The 21,026-nt window shown below is 48.8% G+C and carries 16 protein-coding genes; 9 read left to right on the top strand and 7 right to left on the bottom strand.

The features are described from left to right. Positions 1–12: 12 nt before the first annotated feature. Positions 13–852, top strand: a complete 840-nt coding sequence (locus G465_RS0108360; protein WP_022654024.1) for an HDOD domain-containing protein — start codon at positions 13–15, stop codon at positions 850–852. A 40-nt stretch (positions 853–892) separates the two neighbouring features. Here the strand turns inward: G465_RS0108360 and G465_RS0108355 are convergent, their stop codons facing one another. The 4 genes from G465_RS0108355 to G465_RS0108340 are packed head-to-tail and all read right to left on the bottom strand — an operon-like array spanning position 893 to position 8,190. Continuing rightward, positions 893–4,369, bottom strand: coding sequence for a FecR family protein (locus tag G465_RS0108355; RefSeq protein ID WP_081642736.1), 3,477 nt, complete (start codon positions 4,367–4,369; stop codon positions 893–895). Between the two features lie 17 nt (positions 4,370–4,386). Continuing rightward, positions 4,387–5,730: a tetratricopeptide repeat protein gene (locus tag G465_RS0108350; protein WP_022654022.1), complete on the bottom strand. Its 1,344-nt coding sequence runs from the start codon at positions 5,728–5,730 to the stop codon at positions 4,387–4,389. Between the two features lie 26 nt (positions 5,731–5,756). Further along, entirely contained in the window at positions 5,757–6,542 is a 786-nt protein-coding gene (locus tag G465_RS14065; protein ID WP_081642735.1) for a 3',5'-cyclic-nucleotide phosphodiesterase, read from the bottom strand. Continuing rightward, entirely contained in the window at positions 6,526–8,190 is a 1,665-nt protein-coding gene (locus G465_RS0108340; RefSeq protein WP_022654020.1) for a GAF and HD-GYP domain-containing protein, read from the bottom strand. Before G465_RS0108340 ends, G465_RS14065 begins: the two co-directional genes overlap by 17 nt. A gap of 284 nt (positions 8,191–8,474) precedes the next feature. On the opposite strand from G465_RS0108340, the gene G465_RS0108335 reads away from it, so the two are divergent. Next, positions 8,475–10,106, top strand: coding sequence for a methyl-accepting chemotaxis protein (locus tag G465_RS0108335; protein ID WP_027405309.1), 1,632 nt, complete (start codon positions 8,475–8,477; stop codon positions 10,104–10,106). A 61-nt stretch (positions 10,107–10,167) separates the two neighbouring features. Then, positions 10,168–10,899 (top strand): peptidylprolyl isomerase, encoded by a 732-nt coding sequence (locus tag G465_RS0108330; RefSeq protein WP_022654019.1) that lies wholly within the window; start codon positions 10,168–10,170, stop codon positions 10,897–10,899. Between the two features lie 24 nt (positions 10,900–10,923). Here the strand turns inward: G465_RS0108330 and G465_RS0108325 are convergent, their stop codons facing one another. Continuing rightward, a complete protein-coding gene (locus G465_RS0108325) occupies positions 10,924–11,544 on the bottom strand; it encodes a LysE/ArgO family amino acid transporter (protein WP_027405308.1) in 621 nt (206 codons plus the stop codon). 224 nt (positions 11,545–11,768) lie between these two features. Here G465_RS0108325 and G465_RS0108320 point away from each other — a divergent pair, with 224 nt between their 5' ends. From G465_RS0108320 to G465_RS0108295, 6 genes are all read left to right on the top strand, one after another. Further along, on the top strand, positions 11,769–12,944 hold the full coding sequence (locus G465_RS0108320; protein ID WP_022654017.1) for an O-succinylhomoserine sulfhydrylase: 1,176 nt from the start codon (positions 11,769–11,771) through the stop codon (positions 12,942–12,944). Beyond that, a complete protein-coding gene (yegS, locus tag G465_RS0108315) occupies positions 12,944–13,846 on the top strand; it encodes a lipid kinase YegS (protein WP_022654016.1) in 903 nt (300 codons plus the stop codon). Before G465_RS0108320 ends, yegS begins: the two co-directional genes overlap by 1 nt. Positions 13,847–14,080: 234 nt before the next feature. After that, a complete protein-coding gene (locus tag G465_RS0108310; protein ID WP_022654015.1) occupies positions 14,081–15,049 on the top strand; it encodes an acetyl-CoA carboxylase carboxyltransferase subunit alpha in 969 nt (322 codons plus the stop codon). Next, positions 15,018–16,385, top strand: coding sequence for a tRNA lysidine(34) synthetase TilS (gene tilS, locus G465_RS0108305; RefSeq protein ID WP_022654014.1), 1,368 nt, complete (start codon positions 15,018–15,020; stop codon positions 16,383–16,385). Before G465_RS0108310 ends, tilS begins: the two co-directional genes overlap by 32 nt. A gap of 73 nt (positions 16,386–16,458) precedes the next feature. Next, positions 16,459–17,745 carry a serine--tRNA ligase gene (gene serS / locus G465_RS0108300; protein WP_022654013.1) on the top strand — a complete coding sequence of 429 codons (1,287 nt, stop codon included), beginning with the start codon at positions 16,459–16,461 and terminating at the stop codon, positions 17,743–17,745. Between the two features lie 60 nt (positions 17,746–17,805). Beyond that, positions 17,806–18,030 (top strand): hypothetical protein, encoded by a 225-nt coding sequence (locus tag G465_RS0108295; RefSeq protein ID WP_022654012.1) that lies wholly within the window; start codon positions 17,806–17,808, stop codon positions 18,028–18,030. Positions 18,031–18,057: 27 nt separating this feature from the next. Here the strand turns inward: G465_RS0108295 and G465_RS0108290 are convergent, their stop codons facing one another. Together G465_RS0108290 and G465_RS0108285 are read right to left on the bottom strand one after the other, a co-directional pair. Next, positions 18,058–19,599, bottom strand: a complete 1,542-nt coding sequence (locus G465_RS0108290; protein WP_022654011.1) for a sensor domain-containing diguanylate cyclase — start codon at positions 19,597–19,599, stop codon at positions 18,058–18,060. Positions 19,600–19,749: 150 nt separating this feature from the next. Then, positions 19,750–20,871 carry an RNA-guided endonuclease InsQ/TnpB family protein gene (locus G465_RS0108285; RefSeq protein WP_022654010.1) on the bottom strand — a complete coding sequence of 374 codons (1,122 nt, stop codon included), beginning with the start codon at positions 20,869–20,871 and terminating at the stop codon, positions 19,750–19,752. Positions 20,872–21,026: the final 155 nt, after the last annotated feature.

Genomic DNA, 21,026 nt, shown 5'->3' with positions numbered 1-21,026 from the left:
CAGGAGTTGACGTTGATTGACGAACAAGCTGCCCTGCAAGATTTATTGCAAAAAGGGATACGTTTACCACCCCAGCCAGACATTTTGCTCGAGCTGAATGAACGGATGCAGGATGGCAATTATGACGCGGCTTCGCTCGCCACTTTGATTGCACGGGATGCCGGTATTTCAGGCATGTTATTTAAAGTGGCAGCCAGCCCGCTTTTTTGTCGTGCTAGTGCACCTGATACCCTAGAAAAGGTTTTGGTGCGGCTAGGCCTCAAGCAAACGATTAACTTGGTGCGTGCTATCGCTATCTCGAATAAAGTACCTGCTGCCAGCCGTCTAGCATTTCATCGCTTTTGGACCCGTTCGCGAGAAATTGCACAATTAGCCGCGATTATTGCGGAAGATCGGGTAACGGTCTGTAATATTTTTCCCGATCAGGCATACATGACAGGGATTTTCTTGGAATGTGGTGTGCCGGTATTGATGCAACGCTTCCCTGACTACGCCAATGCACTCTTGGCAGAAGGTTTTGATCAGCCTTCGGTGAAAGAGGAAGATAAGCGGTTTAATGTCGATCATTGCACGATTGGCTATTTAGTCGCTCGCCATTGGCGGTTGCCTAATTTCGTGGCGCAGGCCATTTTGCGTTATAACGAAGTGCCACATGAAGATTTAGGCGAAGTTCGTACCGTTGTCGCGATTTTGCAGTTAGCAATTCATTGCCATGCTGATATTCACCGCAGCAGTAATCCAACATGGGATACCGTTGGCGCGGACGCTTTAGATGAGCTTGGTCTACGACAAGCAGCGCTAACAGGTTATATGGCAGATATTCGAGAAGCGTTTTTGTTGAAGGGGATTTAAATAAAAAGGAGCCGGACTTGGCTCCTTTTTATTTTTCATTTTATCTATTGAAAATAGCGATGCCTTGTACCTTTGTTGCATCAATTTCTTTTATTAACTCAATCTTTGTTGCCAATACTTGAGCATCAACACCTAAAAAGCGGCCTTTAATATTTCCTTGAGTTAAAAACTCGCTAGTGCCTGTGGCAGCAGGTGCAAGGCTAACATCTAAAGGAATACCCGAATTTTTTTGCAAATTAGCAAGACTTTGGTTAGTATTAGTTAACTTATAATCAATACTACTAGGCATTGAGAAACTCAAATCCGTACTCACTTTCTGAGTGGCAAAATTAGCAGTAATCGAACCTGCAGATAAACTCCCTTCACTGAAGGATGAACCAGACGGAATTAAGTTATACGTAAACTCGCCAGTTGTCGGTAAATTGGTTGTTAAAGGTAGGGTTGTATTTATCACATAAAGATTATCTGATAGAGCAGTCCAACCAGAAGATCTAGTTGAATCAGTTGTATATCCAAAAGATGATCCCTCCCAAATACCCCAAGAAATATTATGAGTAATTGTATCAGTACCACTGCCACTCACAACGGTGGTTGAGCGATAAGAGGCAGGTATCGCTTGTAGAGGGGCAGTATCTTCTGTTGTTGCATAGTAACGCTTACTTCCCTCAATATCGTCAAATCTAATTTTATAATCTGGCTTATCCAACTCTAAAACAAAGTTCTTATATGGCGATGGTAGTGTAGGTGTACCATAAAATAATGCAGAACCATTTAATATAACAGTCGGTTCTGTACCTTCTCCGCCCCCTGATTTATACAACTCCAACATAGAAACAACACCATCAACATCAACTGGTGAAGCAGAATCTGGACTCTCTGACTTACCAATCAATCCTAAATTGATAGAGTGATATTTATAACCAACAAAATCAGAACCAAAATAATCCATATAGGCTGTTAAATTTGTTGATCCAGCTGAGGGCATTTCGTTATTAAACGTAAATGTACCTGTATAACCCGAAACTCCTGGTGCATTATTCACAGAAATTAAACCTGAAAATGACCCAGTATCTCCAAATTTAATTTTTACCCAAGAATCCTGACCAACACTTGATTTCCAAACACCATTTTCATACAGCTTCCCACTCGCTTTTAAGAAAAAAACCTTCTCTCCAGATATAGGTATATTTTCTGTGTTTAGAAGATCTACGTTTGATGTAATAAAGTGGTTTTCGTATGGCAAGGGACCATCAGTTAGATAATCACCCTTAAAAAGCCCTCCCTGACCATAATATCCCCATGATACATGATATTTTTTATCATCAGTTCCACCAAACGAAATTTGGCCGCTCTGTTGTAGTTCTGAGGACTTTCCCCATACAACATTATATAAGGATGATTCAGTATTTATAGTTTTATTTGGATCATAAACATAAAAAGAATCCTCTTCTTTTTTAGTAAAAAGAAAAGTGCCATAGGACTCAAATAATTTCTCCCCAGAAGAAACAGAAGGGTTTTGTATGTAAAATTCAAAAGAGAGCGGGATGGCGTTTGGAGTAGAAGCGCCAGCTATACCACCTTTTATCTTTAAAGTACCTTTAAGGTAATCTGGAAACTCAGTACTTTCTCCAGTGATACCATTAGAACTGTACAAATCCTCAACCGTTAAAGAACCATTAAAAACAGGTAAAACAGGTGAGGACGTGCCACGGTAGATTCCAATTTTTGGCTTTATATTAAAACTTTGAGAAGAGAAATCAATATATATTTTTGATTCACCATCAACAGAAAAATTCGAATCGGTTTTCGTAAAAACAATTGATTTAGAATCAACCCAGAATGCTTTAACACCTAAACCTCTTATACCATAGTCGGTATTTGTTGATTCAAATGTTGATACGGGTAAAATTTTCTCGGCAATAATATAGTGATAATTTCCAGCATTACCTGCCGCAGCTGATGTAATATATTCTCCCCCTCGGTAATATCCCCAATAAATTTTATTTGTTGTATCTGACCCTATCCCGTAAGCTTGTTTACCTGCCAATGGTTCAAATACCGCAGCATCAGCAGCAGTTTTACCAGGAATACTCGTCAAAACAGGCTTATTATCCTGAAGCTTAAAAGTTGGCATCCCAATATCAACGCCGGGTTGACTGATATTGGATGAATTAGCTGTGGGCAGTGGCTCATTTGGCCCTCCCTCGCCATTTTCACCATTCGACAGAGGACGAACTCGACCCGCCATCGGTTCGACTGCAGGGACTGCAGGTCCAGTAATTGACATCACCCCGCTATCACTGTTTAAGACTGGGAGGGGTGTAGATGGGGAGGGAATAACTGGTTCTGTTGGCGGTAGCTCTGGGGTCGGAATGGGGGTAGGAATAGGTTCTGGTATTGGTTCTGGAACCGGAGTTGGCACGGGTACTGGTGTGGGAACAGGAACAGGCGTTGGCTCTGGAGTCGGAATGGGAGTAGGTACGGGTACAGGGGTCGGAACCGGTTGTGGAACCGGAGTTGGCACAGGTACTGGTGTTGGGACAGGCGTAGGTGGTGTGGTATTTTGCAAGCGCCCTAGTTGACCCGAGATTAATGCTTCCTGTGTCGCACCGGTCAAGATAGATTGTGGCCCCCCGTCCTGACCAAACTGGTCACCCGCTCTAGGTGTATTTCCCTGATCGGGTTGGGGTGCCGGTGGTAAATCTGACGGAGGGTTGGTTGCGGGTGAACCACTGTCACCGCTACCACCACCGGAGCCACCACCACCGCCACTTACGCCCCCTTGATTATGACTGCTGCTTTGTTGATTGACGTTCGCTGGCACTGTTTGATCTGAATTCTCAAACAGACGAATAAACTGCGGTGCCAGTTGTGGCACACTCTTGGCATCAGGTACATACACCACATCCCCCGCTACCATCGGCAAACTGCCGCCCCCCGAGGTTAATTCAGCACGACCTGTCGTCACCAAGGCATAAGTACCCGGTGCCACATCCGGTAATTCAGGCAAACCTTCTGGCGGGACATAAATCAAACCAATCACTGTGCCACGAATCCCCATCGTCGCCACTGGTGTGCTAAATGTCACATTAGCCGGCACTCGCTTACCTACTGCGCCGGTAATTGCACGCAAACTGCCTTTTAATAAGGTAGACGCTTGCTTTTCCGTGTTGGGATTGTTGGGATTTTCTTTATATTCATCAATGCGGTATTCCGTGCCGGGGCGCAAAGCAACCAAGGTACCGTCGGTAAATTTCACCTGTGCCGAGCCCGCCGATCCTGTCCGCACCAGCTCTTTGGTAAACAATTGCGCACCACGAGCCGCAGGGCGTTCTTTATTTTTAACGTCAATAATTTTGACTTCGCCATGCACAAACAACAGATTTGCCGCAGGATCATTAGCAGCAAACGCCATGCTGCTCGATAGTGCTAATAACAAACAACCAGATAATAAACGTAAGCTATGACCCGAACGGCCACGCAGAGGAACCAAGGAAAGGGCGAGGGCGGTATTCATAAGGCAATCTCTTTACATCAAAAGAAGAAGGTGCTGGACAACTGCATCAGGTTTTGACGATAGGTATAAAAATCGAGGTTAGAGGTTTGGTGGCGACTTTGGCCACGCAACGCCCAATGCCAAGTCGGTGTGGCATACCATGTCCAGTTAGCACCATATTCAAAAACAGTATCTCGGCGAGAAATATCACTTCGGCTTTTGTTATAGAGCGTACCAGCAAGATAATCACGGTCGTGTCGAACATCTGCGACATGAAAATCTAAGCCGAGGCGGTGTTGTTGGGTCAATTGATGTTCAAGGCTAAAATTGGCACGAACACGGAAAGCATCACCGTTGATGCGTTTTGCATCAGCTAATTCTTTTTCTGTTTCTAAGCTGGCTTCCCACACCGTGCCACTGGTGGGGCGATAACGAATACCCAACATGCCCCACGGCGCACGATAGCTATTGATACTTTCTTCAAAATCAAAATCACGCACGCCTAATTCGCCGTACCACAGCCACTTATCATCGACATCTAATGCTTGCTGCCAGCGCACCGCCACCCCCTGATGGGTGCGATAACTTTCACCATCCAACCATAATTGGCTAGCTTCAACGGCAAAGCGCAAACTGCGTTCAGCGGAAAATTCAGCGTTGTATTCCCCGCGCACTTGTACGATATCCATATCGTATTGCTTGGCAAATTGGTCTTGGTTACGCCGCGCCAACGCCGATACGCTGGCCGACATCCAATCGCCATTGCTCAGTGGGAATTTTTGCCAATAGGCAAAACGGGCATTAGCAAAGTTGCTGCCACTTGGGGCAAGCGGAATCGGTAAATTAAAGACTGGAAGCAGTAAAGTCGTGGCGGGATAGCTACTGACGTTGCTGTCATAGCCGACATCCAGCCCCACCATCACCACCCGCGTTTCAAACTTTTTTCCTTCTCGGCGCTGGTCAATAATGTTGCGATACTGTGCCAAAGCTTCACGAGCCGCAGGGGGCGGATTGAGCTTTTCGACTTGTTTAATTTCATGCTCGGCCAGCGAATCCATATTCTGTTGCAGATAAGCGGGGATCAACTCCATTCTGGCGCCAGCATGATTAGGGTTTTTATCGATCACCCGTTCTAACGCAAAAATTGCATTAGCGTAATCAGCATCGCGCAGATATGCCACGCCTAGCCAATAATCAAAATCGGGATCGCCAGCAAACTGAGCTTCTGCGCTCTTTAAGCGTGAAATGGCTGATTTATACTCACCTTTCTTAATCTCTTCCATTGCTGGATTTAAACGATCGTTTAAATTATCTGCTGTTGCAATGGGGACATAGCTGAATAACAACAGGGCAGCACATAAGCAAGACAAACGGCTTCGCATGGCAATTCATTCCAGAAAAGAAAAAATCAGGCAGAGGCTTTATTGAGCACTAATTCCATTCCGTGATGCAACAAGGTATAACAAGATTCAGCAAAATAATGCTGTAATTGTTGTGTGATTTCCTCAGTTTGTGAGGGCTTTAAATGAGAAATCCACAATGGGCAAGGATGTTGCATTTTTTCATACAAATCAAATAATGACTTTGGCGTAATGTGTTTTGATAAATGCGCTAAATCAGCTAAACGATCTGAGAAAGCACATTCAATCATCAAAGCATCCAAACGTCCCAAACGATTTAAGGTATTCAGCAAACTGCTATTAGCAGTGGTATCACCAGTAAAGGCAAACCGCACACCATCGGCTTCAACCATCCACCCACAACATGGCACCACATGTTCAACCAAAAATGGGATTAAGGTCAGTTCTTCAGACGCTAAAGGATGCGGATAGGTGACAGGATGCAGGGTTAATACCGGATGTTCTGCGTTGGGCAACACAGTAAAGTCGGGCCACACCGACCAATTAAAGATATGCGTCTTTAAAACAGAAATAACCTCAGGTAAGGCAAAGACTTCAATCGGTTTTTGCAAAAATTCATAACAGACATCAATCAATAATGGCAAAAATGCAATATGATCTAAATGTGCATGAGTTAAAAATATTCTTTTAATTTTCCTCAATTCTTCATTGGGCAAATTCCCTAAACCACTTCCCGCATCGATGAGCGTATGGTCATTGATACGTAGGCAGGTGGTGTATAGTCCTTTTCCAATTCCTCCACTGGCGCCAAGTATTTCAATTTTCATCATCATTCCTGATTGTTTTTTGCCACAGCGCCTGTAAGCCCGGTAGATTATTCAAATCAACTTCGTCAATTTGTTCCGGTTGCAGGTATTTTTCAGCATATTGCAAATACACTTTCTCACCGACAAATACGGCGAATAACTCTGGGTCAAGATGTTGGTCTTCGACCATGCGTCCCATAATGGTCAACGCCATCGACAGCGGCATCGGCTTTTTATAGGGCCGTTCATGGGCGGTCAGGGCTTCAAAGACATCGGCAATCCCCATAATGCGCGCCGGTACCGACATCTGTTCTCGAGTTAAACCACGGGGGTAGCCTCGACCATCCATTCGTTCATGGTGACCACACGCATATTCAGGCACACGGCGCAGATGTTTTGGAAAGGGGAGCTGTTCGAGCATACTGATCGTCATTACCATATGCCCTTCCATGATTTTTCTTTCCTCAGCATTCAATGTCCCTTTGCGAATACTGAGATTCATTAATTCATCTTCGGTTAACGCGGTGAGACAGTCTCCGGCCATATTGACCCAACAACGTGCAGCAATCTGTTGAAGACGGGCTAAATCTTCATCACGCATAAACTCACCGCCCTTGTTGCTGCGTTGCAAAAAGGCAAAATCAGCAGCCAACTGCGCCATTTCATGCTGTAACGGTGTTTCATCAGGTAACGGCAAGCCCTGTTGTGCCGCCTGAACACAACGTTGCAGATGTGCGATTTCTAGATCACGGCATAAGATTTCAATGCGCAATGCCACCATATCAATACGGTCGATAAACGCTTCTAACTTGGTGGATTTCTCCATCACATGATGTGGCGTGGTGACTTTGCCACAATCATGTAGCCAAGCGGCGGTGGTTAACTCGTAACGATCGGCTTCTTGTAGCGCAAAATCGGCCAACCCAGGTAAATCAGACTGACTGGCGGCTTCGGCAAGCATCAGCGTTGCTTCGGGGACGCGGCGGCAATGGGCGCCGGTATGAGGCGATTTCGCGTCAATCGCACTGGCTATCACCTGCACAAAGCTATCAAACAAATTGCGTAACTCAGCAATGAGGCGTTGATTGGTCAGGGCAATGGCTGCTTGCGAGGCCAAAGATTCAGCAATCTCTTGGTCGGTGCTATCAAAGGCAATCGCTTTGCCGGTTTCATCCAATTTGTTAATCAATTGCAAGACGGCCATCGTCTCGCCTTCGTGATTACGCAGTGGAATAGCTAAGAAAGAGCATGAGCGGTAGCCGGTACGCTGATCGAAGGCCTTAGTGCCAGCAAAATCAAAACCCTGTTCGGTATAGGCATCACGCACATTCACTGTTTTATCATGCAGCACCGCATACGCCACCACCATCTTTTCATTCGGCGTGCCATCGGCTTGATACAGTGGTAACACCGGAAAACGATTTCCCACCGGCTCACCGGTGCCGCCCAAATGGATATTCAAGCTATCGTTTTGCACGATAGCAAAGTGCAAGGCTTTAGCCTCAGGTTCGTACAGATAAAACGTCCCAGCGTCTGCCCCTGTTAAATCGCGGGCACTGTTTAAAATCATTTCTAATAAACGGGCTTGATCACGCTCTGCCGACAGCGCAATACCAATCGCGTTCAGACGCCGAATGCGCTCAATATCGCGCACAGAAGAGGTCACCTCAGTCATACCTAGCTTTCTCAATATCGGGATAGCAAGCGGATACCGTCCCATCTCTAACCGAGGTGAGCCAATTCCATGCCAAATTGTACGTATTTCTGTTCGAGAATCAGCATTTTTTTAACTTAACGTCTTAAATGAATCTTACGTCATGACAGTTTAACCGTAATGACTATAAAAGGTTTTGTCGCGCTGTTTTTAGCATCATTCGCCTTTTTATTGATTAAGATAAAAATTTTGCTGCTTTTTTTGTGATATTATTTTAATTTTCATAGAATAGAGTTTCGTCAGCTATGCAAAATATCCGGATAGGACTTCGTCTGAGTTTTGCCTTTGGCATCATGATTTTCTTCGTGGTGGTCATGTTGTTGGTTCAACTGACTGGCGTTTTTGCCCTGCGTAATCACCTCAATAGTGTGGCAAAAGACCAAAACCGTATGGTCGAAGCGGTAACCGCACTCACCTATAACTTGCAAATGCAGCGCACTTTGTATCGTGACACGGTGATGTACCCCGATGTGGCGACAAAACAAAAAGCGGTTGAAAAAATGCGCAATACGCGTGCCGAGTACGACAAGATTTTGCAAAGCATCACCGAACATTGGCAAAGCTACCCCCCTGGCCCTGAAGAAAAACAATTATTAGAGAAAGCAGCGGCACAGCGCGTGATCTCTGAACCTGTGATCGACAAAATGATGCGGTTTGGCGTGGCGGGTGATGTCGATGCGGCCATTCGCGTGATGAATGAAGAGCTTATTCCTGCGGTACGCCCTTGGCGGGAAAGTCTCGAAGCGCTCATTAAAGTTGAGCAAAATCGCATTGAAAATGAATTGGCTGCTGCCGAAGCCACCTATTACAGCGCCCTGTATTGGGGAATTGGTACCGGCTCGTTGCTGTTGATTTTGGCGGTGGTCGCTGGCAGCCTGATTACACGCAGCATCACCCAGCCAATGAAAAATATGGTGCATTCAGTTAAAGCGGTGGCGCAGGGTGATTTAACAGTGGCTTTGCCGACCGCAGGCCGCGATGAAACGGGTCAAGTGGTTTCCGCCATGCAAGAGATGACACACCATCTTTGCAGCAGTGTTCGCAGTGTGCAAGGTGGCGTTGACCAATTAGAGCAGTTAGCCAGTTGCCTCTCTGATATGGCTAACCAATTATTGCAATCGGCCCGCGATCAATCACGGGCATCCACCGAATCGGCCTCGGCGATTGAGGAATTGTCAGTCAGTGTCGGTACTGTCGCCGGCACCAGCCAACAAATGTATTACAGCGCCGAACAAGCGGTTGAAGTGGCGCGCGAAGGTAAACAGCAATTGAGTTTACTGACGCAAGAAGTCAACAGCATTGAACATATCGTGCAGCATATCGCCGGCTTGGTGCATGGTTTCCTTGAGATGAGCAACCAAATCACCAGCATGACCAGCGAAGTGCGCGATATTGCTGATCAAACCAATCTCTTAGCATTAAATGCAGCAATTGAGGCAGCGCGGGCCGGTGAACAAGGCCGTGGGTTTGCAGTGGTGGCGGATGAAGTGCGTAAACTCGCTGAAAAATCGGCAGAATCAGCCAATCAAATTGATCGCGTCACTCGCATGTTGAGTCAGCAATCACAATCGTTGGAAGACTCAATTCAACAAGGTCTTAGCACGTTAGACAATAGCCGCCAAGTTGCAGCAGGGGTCAACCAAGGGATTGAGCATACCGAACACACTACCGTTGTAAGCTGCCAACAAGCGGCAAGCATTGCCGATTCGGTCAAAGAACAACAAGCCGCCAGCCATGCCTTGGCGCAAAATATGGAAGCGGTGGCAGCGGCGGCAGGGCACAATGCCGTAGTAGCAGAACAGCTCTCGGCCCAAGTGCAAACCCTATTGCAATTGGCACATGTCTTAACACAAGGTATCCGGCACTTTCGGGTATAAGGCATAATGACTCACCCCGCTTGAAACAAGCGGGTTCGATTTACTCAAACAGGACACATTCATGGCCATTACAGTCAACGGTGTTGAAATCACCGACGCGATGATCGCTGCGGAAACAGAAAACCACGGCTACGCCCCCAACCCACGCGAAGCGGCAATTCAACAACTGATTCTGCATCAACTGTTATTGCAACAAGCGCGTGCCAAAGGCTTGACCCAAGAAGAAGAAAACTTGGCCATTGCGAGCTTGCTCGACCAAGAATTGCAATTTACCCCATTGGATGAAGCCGCATGTTTGGCTTTCTATGAAGGCAACTCGCACCACTTCCAACAAGGTGAAAGCGCTGTCGCCAGCCATATTTTGTTCGCTCGCCAAAATGGTGACGAACTGGCCGACTCGTTACAGAAAGCCAAAGCCGAGGGTGTCTTGGCTGAAGCGCAAACCAACCCAGCCCGTTTTGCCAATTTAGCGCGTGAACATTCGACCTGCCCATCAGGTAAAGAAGGCGGTAACTTGGGTCAGTTTGGCCGTGGTCAAATGGTGCCACCGTTTGAAGAAGCGGTTTTCAGCACCGACGCCGGCGAAATCGCGCCATACTTGGTAGAAACCCAGTTCGGTTGGCATATTGTGCAAGTCAACGATCGTCAAACCGGCGGTTTAGTCCCGTTTGAAGCGGTGAAAGAAGAACTGCGTCAACACCTCAATGAGGCCGCAGGTCGTCAAGCCATGCACCAATACCTCAGCGGTTTGGTACAAGCAGCGACCATCGAAGGCTATCAAATGCCAGCCTAATTCTTAGGCCTGTCCACTGCTGCGCTAGTTGCCGTAGTTAAACACTAGGTGAGCAGCAGTGGCACACATAATCACCCCAATTAAACTGTCTAATACGCGCCAGCTCATCGGTTTGGCAAATAACGGCCCCAAGCGACTGGCAAACGCGCCTAACAAAATAAACCACAGGCTTGACGCAGTAATACAGCCCAGCCAATACGACCACCGCGCCGCATCGTCAAATCGCGCCGACACACTGCCCATCAAAATGACGGTATCCAAATAGACATAGGGATTGAGCAAGGTAAAGGCCAACGCCGCCAATACAGCTTGTCTTAACGTCGCGGCCGTGGCGGTTTGTGTGGTGTCAAATTGTGGTGGCCGCCATGCAGCTTTGAAAGCGCGCAAACCATACGCCAGCAAAAATGCTGCTCCACCCCAAGTAGCAATCGAGATAAACGCTGGCCAGTTGGCAATCCATTGCCCCAATCCGGCAACCCCCAGCGAAATCAACGCGATATCACACAACACACACACCGTCACAATGGCTAAGGTTTGTTGTCGGGCAATACCTTGTTTCAGCACAAAGGCATTCTGAGGGCCAATGCCGACAATGAGACCAGCAGCAACAGAAAAACCAGATAAATAGACAGGAAGCTGTAACATAGACTCGGCCATTTAGCAGAAAAAGAAGAGAAAGCTATCGCGGATAATGCCATTGACCCAAATACTATGCTAGTCATTTACTTTTTTCACAGCATAGATCACTGTTTTTCTGTCATTCGCTATAGAACCACTGGTATGGTGCTTAGAGCAAAAATTCCCTTCTTAGGCTGCGGTTTTTGTTTACCATCTATCTTTTTCTTGTATTGGCATCGTAAGGATAGTTTGTGTCAACTTTGCACCCCCACACGCTGGCGATTCGCGCTGGCCGACAAATCAGCGAATTTAATGAACATAGTCCCGCGCTCTATCTCACATCTAGCTTTCTCACCGAATCAGCTGACGAGGCAATGCGTCTATTCAGTGGTGAATTAAGTGGCAACACCTATTCTCGTTTTACCAACCCCACTGTCAGCATGTTCCAAGACCGTCTCGCCGCGTTAGAAGGCGGCGAACGGGCAATTGCCACTGCCAGCGGCATGGCGGCGATTCATGCCCTGATCTTTTCTTTATTAAAAGCAGGCGACCATATCGTGGCTTCGCAAAGCCTATTTGGTGCTACGCTGCAGATGTTTAGCAATTTATTGCCAAAATTTGGTATTGAAGTCAGTTTTGTGCCGTTAACCGATTTGTCCGCTTGGCAAGCGGCGGTCAAAGACAATACCAAGCTGTTTTTTGTCGAAACACCATCCAACCCACTGACCGACATTGCCGATTTAGCCGGTTTAGCAGCGATTGCCCATCAGCATGGCGCATGGTTAGCAGTCGATAATTGTTTCTGCTCACCCGCGCTACAACGCCCAATTGAGCATGGCGCTGATTTTGTCGTGCATTCCGCCACCAAATTCCTTGATGGTCATGGCCGTGTCTTAGGCGGCGCGGTAGTGGGGCCCGATGCCCTGATTGAACAAATTTATTTGTATGTACGAACCGCCGGCCCGACGCTGTCGGCGTTTAATGCTTGGGTGTTGTTGTCAGGGTTAGAAACCTTATTTGTGCGGGTGGAAAAACAAGCAGCGAATGCCCTTGCCCTTGCCCAATGGTTAGAAACCCATCCGATGATTAGCCGTGTTTACTACCCCGGCCTTGCCAGCCACCCACAACATGAACTGGCCATGCGACAACAAAGCGCTGGCGGTGCCATCGTGTCGTTTGAAGTTAAAGGGGGCCGTGATGCGGCATGGCGAGTGGTGGATAATGTTAGTCTCATCTCACGGACGGGTAATTTGGGTGATGTGAAGTCAACCATCACCCACCCAGCCACCACCACCCACGGCCGTTTAACCCCCGAAGCCCGTGCAAAGGCAGGGATCGGTGAAGGATTGTTGCGTATCTCAGTGGGATTGGAACACGTCAACGATCTCATCCAAGATTTAACGCACAGCCTAGCAGTGGAGGCGTGATGCGGCGGCGGCTAAGAATTATCGCTAATGGCAAAGCAGCCAGCGACCCTGCCCTACGCGAAGCCGTTCATAGCCTGCGCCACAGTGGTGTTGAATTGGAAATGCGCGTGACATGGGAAGGCGGCGATGCGGTGCGCTTTGCCGGTGAAGCGGTGCGCGAAGGCGTCGATACGGTGATTGCTGCCGGTGGTGATGGCACGATTAACGAAGTGGTCACGGGTATGTTGGTTGCCCCTGTCGAACGGTTGCCATCGCTGGGTATTTTACCCATGGGCACCGCCAACGATTTTGCCACCGCCTGCGGTTTGCCATTAGATATCTTACCCGCCCTGCAATTGGTTTGTACCCTGCCGCCGACTTGGATTGATGTCGGCCAAGTCGGTGGCCGTTTTTTTATTAACATGGCCACCGGCGGTTTTGGCACACAGATCACAGTCGATACCCCTGCCGAGAGTAAACGTGCCCTTGGCGGCTTGGCTTATCTGCTCACTGGTTTATCTCGTTTTAGCGGCATTGCCGCTGAAACAGGGCATTTTAATGGCCCTGGATTTCATTGGGACGGCGATTTTTTGGTGTTGGCGGTCGGTAATGGGCGGATGGCCGGTGGCGGTCATCCTTTGTGTCCTGATGCCTGTCTTAATGATGGGTTATTGGATGTCCATATTCTGCCGAATGCCGATGCCGGCAGTGCCCTGTGGACGTCATTAGTCGATGGTGTCGAGGCGGTAGCACGCGAAGTCTTTGTCTCGGTCCGCACCCCCACGTTAGAAGTCAGTGTCCCCGCTGGTTTGGCCATCAATTTAGACGGTGAACCGCTACAGGGCAGCCATTTCCGCTTTGAGGTCAGGCGTTCGGCATTAGCCGTCCATCTTCCTTTGGATTGTCCTATGCTATTGCGCTAAGCGACAGAACATTGTTGCAGAGCAATGGTGTTATCGGGGCTGCTGCGGTATGATTCGCCGATTCTGGGTTTACCAAATGTGTGTCGTTCTATTGAATCACCCACGCATTAGGTAGGCACTTCGGCAAATTTCATTGCCTCTATCACTTCACCAATGGCGACTGGTCTTTGCGGAGCAGCAAATTGACAGTCGAGCCATCCTCTCGTGACCGAGAGACGTTTTTCGGGGAAAAGGATGAAAACCACATTTCTCGATTTTGAGCAGCCCATTGCAGAGCTGGAAAACAAGATCGAAGAACTGCGCTTTGTGCAAGATGACTCAGTGCTCGATATTTCTGAAGAAATTGCTCGGTTACAGAAGAAAAGCCAAGAGCTGACCAAAACGGTCTACGCCAAGCTGTCACCCTGGCAAATTTCACAAGTGGCACGCCACCCACAGCGGCCCTATAGCCTAGACTATATCAATAGCATCTTTAGCGATTTTCAAGAATTACACGGCGACCGCGCCTTTGCCGACGATCCCGCGATTGTCGGTGGTTTGGCACGTTTTAATGGCCAATCGGTGGTGGTAATCGGTCATCAAAAAGGCCGCGATACCAAAGAGAAAATTCTGCGTAACTTTGGTATGCCACGACCAGAAGGCTATCGTAAAGCCTTGCGCCTGATGCGTTTAGCCGAAAAATTTGGCCTGCCGATTATCACTTTTATCGATACCCCAGGTGCTTATCCTGGCATTGGTGCTGAAGAACGCGGTCAGTCTGAAGCCATTGGCCGCAATTTGTACGAAATGACCCGCTTACGCGTACCCATTTTGTGTACTGTGATTGGCGAAGGGGGCTCGGGCGGTGCCTTGGCGATTGCGGTCGGCGATCAAATCAATATGCTGCAATACTCGATTTATTCGGTGATTTCTCCCGAAGGCTGCGCCTCGATTTTGTGGAAAAGTGCGGAAAAAGCTTCCGAAGCCGCCGAAACCCTCGGCATTACCGCCAGCCGTCTGAAAACCTTGGGCCTGATCGATAAGGTGATTACTGAACCTATCGGCGGTGCGCATCGTGATACCCATCAAATGATGCAACAGATGAAACGCACCATCGCCGAAAGCCTGCGCCAGTTGCAAGGACAAAGCATCGACCAGATGCTCGATGCCCGTTTTGAACGTCTTATGGCGTATGGTCGCTTCAAAGAAGCCGATACTGTTTGATTGGCCCCTCAGCCTAGGCGCTTGTTCAATCGAGGCTGCCCTCAGTGGTGGCCTCGATTCCGTTGTGCTGTTGCATCGCCTTGTTATCCTGCGACAACAGGGTGCCCCGCTCACACTGAGTGCCCTGCATGTTCATCATGGTTTGCAAGCAGTGGCCGATCAGTGGGTCGATTTTTGTCAACAACTGTGCGCCACGTGGCAGGTGCCATTGCGGGTTGAGCATGTTCGTGTTTCAGCACAAGGCAAGGGGTTGGAAGCCGCCGCCCGCCACGCCCGTTATGCCGCTTTTGCCACCAGCCAAGCGCAGATAGTCGCCCTCGCCCACCACGCCAACGACCAAGCAGAAACTGTGTTACTTCATGCCCTACGCGGTGGCGGTAGCGCGGCACTGGCGGCGATGCCAGCGTGGCGGCCTTTACATAAACCTAGCGGTCAACCCTATCACGGACAACAGCCCACCACCTTCGACGAAGCGCCATATTTATGGCGGCCATTGTTGCATTGCAACCGATCGCAGTTGGCAGACTACGCCCAACAGCATCAATTAACGTGGCAAGAAGATCCCAGCAACCAACAGCTACATTGGCGACGCAATGTAGTGCGGCACCAGTTATTGCCAGCGATTGAACAGTTTTGGCCGAATGCCCTGACCCAATTACAGCAAACAGCACAACAAGCGGCACGAGAACATCAACTGTTAGACGAATACAGCCAAGCTGATTTACAACAGTGCGGTGCCACCGCCACCACTTTGCCGTTACACCACTGGCAACAGCTCTCGCCATTACGACAACAGGCGGTGTTAATTGCCTTTTTACGGCAGTGCAGCACAACGCTGCCATCAACGGATGCCATTGCCCAGTTTTGCCATGATTGCCAACATGCCACCCCCTCGGCACAACCGGCGTTGTTATTCGGCAGTTGGCAGTTATTTCGCTATCGACAACAGTTACACCTATGGCAACCCCCAACCACCGCCCTCCCAGCACACACCCTCACCACCCCCGATAGCATCGAATTGGGCTATGGTCGGCTGTCTTGGCAGCGTCAACTTGGCCGAGGGATTGCCACTGCCGTAGTCGCCAATGGTCTAACCCTGCGACCACGCCAAGCCGGGGAATCCATCACCATCGCTGGCATTGGCCGCCGGCCTTTGAAAAAGCTGTTTCAGGAAGCCGGTGTACCCTTGGCATGGCGTGAAGTGTGGCCGGTGTTAAGTCAGGGCTCAGACATCGTCGCCATCCCCAGCATTGCGATTGCCGCGCCTTATCAGGCTGAAGCCAAAGAGATGGGCTATTGGCCGCAGTGGGATATGACCCCAGCCACCAACGCATAAACGGCCCATCGCTGGGTGAGGCGGGTATAATGCTCGCCTACTTTTGTTCTTCTCTTTTTTTGCAGGGTTACCCATGCTTGATATTCAACTGTTACGTCAAGACATCACAGCGGTGGCACAGCGTTTAGCTGGCCGTGGCTATCATCTCGAAACCGAACAATTCACCCAACTCGAAGCCGAACGCAAAACGCTGCAAGTGCGGATGCAAGAGCTACAAGCCAAGCGCAATAGCGTTTCCAAACAAATTGGTATCGCAAAAAAGAACGGGCAAGATGTCGCGCCGATCATGGCCGAAGTCGCCAGTTTGGGCGATGAACTCAAAGCCGCCGAAGCCGCTTTCGAGCAAGTGCAACAACAGCAAGAACAATGGTTGTTAACATTGCCTAATCTGCCGCATGAGTCGGTGCCGGTGGGCAAAGATGAAACCGATAATGTGGTGGTGCGGACAGTCGGCACACCGCGTGAATTTGACTTTGAAGTCAAAGACCATGTTGATGTCGGTGCTGCATTAGGCTTGGATTTCGACACTGGGGCAAAACTGTCTGGCGCACGGTTTACCGTTTTGCGTGGCCAAATCGCCAGCTTACACCGTGCTTTAGCGCAGTTTATGTTGGACACCCACACGCGCCAGCATGGTTATACCGAACACTACACACCTTATATTGTGAACAGCGATGTGCTGTATGGCACAGGACAACTGCCTAAATTTGCTGATGATATGTTTAAGGTCAGCAAGGGCGGTGATGAGAGTGGTCATGAGCAATATCTGATTTCCACTTCGGAAATTACCCTCACCAACACCGTGCGCGATAGCATCGTCAAGGCAGAACAATTGCCGATCAAGATGACGGCTCATTCGCCTTGCTTCCGTTCCGAGGCAGGGAGTTATGGCCGCGATACCCGTGGCATGATCCGTCAACACCAATTCGACAAAGTTGAAATGGTACAAATCGCCCATCCAGACCACTCTTATGCTGCCTTAGAAGAGATGGTTGGCCACGCTGAAGCGATTTTACAGGCGTTGGCATTGCCCTATCGGGTCATCACCCTGTGTACCGGCGATATGGGCTTCAGCGCGGCAAAAACCTACGATCTTGAAGTCTGGTTGCCGGCACAAAACACCTACCGTGAAATTTCCAGCTGCTCCAACTGTGAAGATTTCCAAGCCCGTCGGATGCTGACTCGTTTCAAAGATGAACAAGGCAAAAACCGCCTAGTCCATACCTTAAACGGCTCTGGCTTGGCAGTGGGCCGGACGTTGGTGGCGGTATTAGAAAACTATCAAAATGCAGATGGTTCGGTCACCGTGCCAGCAGTGCTGCGGCCTTATTTAGGTGGCGTGGAAACCTTACGCGCCTAATAGAGTCGGGGTTTCTACACGCTGTTAAGAAACCCCTCTCTGCTTGCACAGGAAAGCGCCATGTTTATCATCTGGATTGGTTGGCTGTATGTCGTGTTGATGCTGGCAGTGGCCCAAAACTCGATCATCCGCAGCGGTTTGGTTTTAGTCCTACTCGGTGTCCTGCCCAGTTTACTTTTACTGTTTATTGTTCGCCGCCGGCAACAGATGAAGGCCGCCGGATTGATTGAACCGCGCCGTAAAAAGAAAAAAGACCCGTTTGCCGACACAGAAAACGGCGACTAAGCGAGGGCACCGAGAAATGCCCCTCGTTTATGCTGGTTGTTTTTCTGTTAGGTGGCTTGCAATCACGGTCTGATTGCGGCCATTACGTTTTGCCTGATACAAGGCAACATCGGCCTGTTCAAATACTTGGGTGATGGTGCTGCCATCTCGTGGATAATGCGCCACCCCCAACGACAATGTCACTGGCCGCTGACAGGGATTGGGCATACGGGCCATTTTCTCGCGCAAGCGTTCGGCCACTTCATAAGCAGTATGAATCGGGCATTCGGGCAGTAATATCACAAATTCTTCGCCACCGTTGCGACACACAATGTCCTGTTCCCGCACAACGCTACGCATCACTTGTGCTAATAGCGACAAGACCTCGTCACCCACTTGATGACCAAATTCATCATTCACCCGCTTAAAGTGGTCGATATCAACTGCTAACACACAAAAATCGGTTTCGTGTTGAAGATAGTCTTCCAAAATCACATCCAAACCACGGCGATTCACCAAACCGGTGAGAGGATCGGTAATCGCATCGCGTTTCAAATGGCGCAGGGTGCGGTGTACCGCCGTGAATCCTTCTTCCAAAGATTGTTTGAGTTGTCGCGCCTCAAAATACCACGAACCAATACGCTGAAAATCATGGCGGTGTTCGTGACGATCGAGTTCTTTTGCAATGTGCGCCAGCTTAGAGAGTGGCCGCGCAATCGCACGCGACAACCACCACAGCGATAACAACGACAACAGCAGCAGTGGCAAGGTATGGATCATTAAACTCAGCATCAGATCGTCTAATGGTGCCAACGCTTCGCTCATAGGCCGCTGTGAAACAATGCCCCAGCCGGTTTCGGGCACAATCGCAAAACCCGCCAACATACTTTGGCCTAGGGTATTGATAACCAGCTCTGCCCCTTGTTGCCCTTGCATCAGTTTTGCCACTAGCGGATTATGCGCCACATTGTCACCAACCCGTTTACGGTGTTGGTGATAAATAATATTGCCTTGGTGATCGACAACATAGAGATAAGAACCATCACGGTAGAAATGCTCACCCAAAATACGATTAAGGGTGTTTTGTTCTTCGAGATAAATCGTCCCGCCGACATAACCCAGATATTGCCCTGCTTTATTGATCATCGGCACCGAGATCATTATCACCAAGCGGCCAGTATCAGCCCGATAGGGTTGACTGACTAAAGGACGGCGTTTTTGCAACGCCTCCTGAGCGCCGCTGGATTGCAAGGTGGTATATAAAAAACGGGTAAACTGCGGCGAGGTGGCTAATATTTTACCGGTGTGATCAACCACCAACACAGAATCGAATGATGAAATTTGTTTGCGCAGGCGGCTGGCTTCTTGGGCAAGGAATGCTGGGTTGGCAAGATGATTGACCAATAAACCGGCGCTGAATGTCAGTTGTTGGTGGGTGTTTTGAATAAACACGCTGACCGTGTTGGACAGCTTATTGGCATAAACCCGATTTGTTTCGAGGGTGTTGGTAATCAGGGTTTGTTTTTGCAGGTGATAGCTGGCATAAAAGGCATTTAACAACGCAAGCATAGTGGATAAAAACGCCAACATTGACATCCTCCCCGCCCTAAAGAGCGGGGATTCCTACGGCGCTTTGGGCTGAGTCAGCCTGAAGTCGCTTCGGTGGGTTCCTGCTGCTGGCGGTCTTGCTGCACCACTCACTTCACAGGCGAACTGGGCAAGTCCTGCCCTTTTTGTGACTTATGCGGCAGCTAAGATAGCTTGGCCGCATTTCAGAACATTAATCGCACCGACGACATCGGCGTGATTTTCATAGCCACATTGCACACAAGCAAATTTAGCCTGAGTTTGGCGGTTTTCAGCCGAGACATGACCGCAGCTTGGGCAAGTGCGGCTGGTATTTTGTGCTGGAACAGCAATGAGATGACCGCCGTTCCACGCTAGTTTGTAATCCAACTGCCGCCGGAACTCACCCCAGCCTTGATCGAGGATGGAACGGTTCAGGCCGGACTTGGCCCGAACATTTTTCCCTTCCGCTGACTTGGACATATTTTTTACCTGCAAATCTTCGAGGCACACAATCGCGTGGTTTTTGCTGATACGGCTTGAAGTTTGATGCAGGAAATTACGTCGGATATTGGCAATGCGGTGATGTAGCTTTTGGACTTTCTTTTTTGCTTTGAGCCAGTTGCGGCTGAATTTGACTTTGCGGCTCAACGATTGTTGCGCTTTTTTCAATGCGTCTTGATGACGTTTGAAGCTGTTGACCGGTTCGACAAAGGAGCCATCACTCAAAGTAGCAAAACGCGCAATGCCCATATCGATACCAACCATGCCGCCGGTTGGCGTAGGGACTTCAACTTCACGTTCAGTTTGAATGCTGACAAACCAACGACCGGCGGTTAAAGACACTGTGACGTTTTTAATGTTGCCTAATACCTCACGGCTGTTGCGGTAACGCATCCAACCGAGTTTGGGCAGAAAAATCCGATTATTGGCTTGATCGAGCTTCACCCCTTGTGGATAGCGAAAACTATCACTCACGCCTTTTTTCTTGAACTTTGGAAATGCCGCACGTTTGGCAAAGAAGTTTTGATATGCTCGCTCTAAATCCTTTAAGGCGTGTTGCAAAGCTTGGCTGGGTGATTTTCTCAGCCAAGCAAATTCTTGCTTCCAACTGGGCAGCAGATTGGCTAATTTGACGTAAGAAAATCGAATCGTGGGGTCAGTCTGATACCATTCCTTTTGCAACGCCAACGCCTTATTAAAGATGAACCGACACGAACCCGCAAAGCGCGACATTTGCCGTGTTTGCTGGCCGTTGGGTGTCAGTTGGAATTTGAAGGCTTGGAGTCGTTTCATGCGCTCATTATACAAACAGCAAAGTAAACATTGATTTGTTTTTACTTTACAACCGCAACACCAAACCCAAAAACGGCTTTGCCGTTTGCGCCTGATATCCCCGCCATGAATGGCGAGGTTTTACGGCGCAGGGGATAAACGCGCCCAACGCCACG

The organism is Aquaspirillum serpens DSM 68, from assembly GCF_000420525.1.
GTDB lineage: Bacteria > Pseudomonadota > Gammaproteobacteria > Burkholderiales > Aquaspirillaceae > Aquaspirillum > Aquaspirillum serpens.
This window is presented reverse-complemented; position numbering and strand designations above follow the sequence as displayed.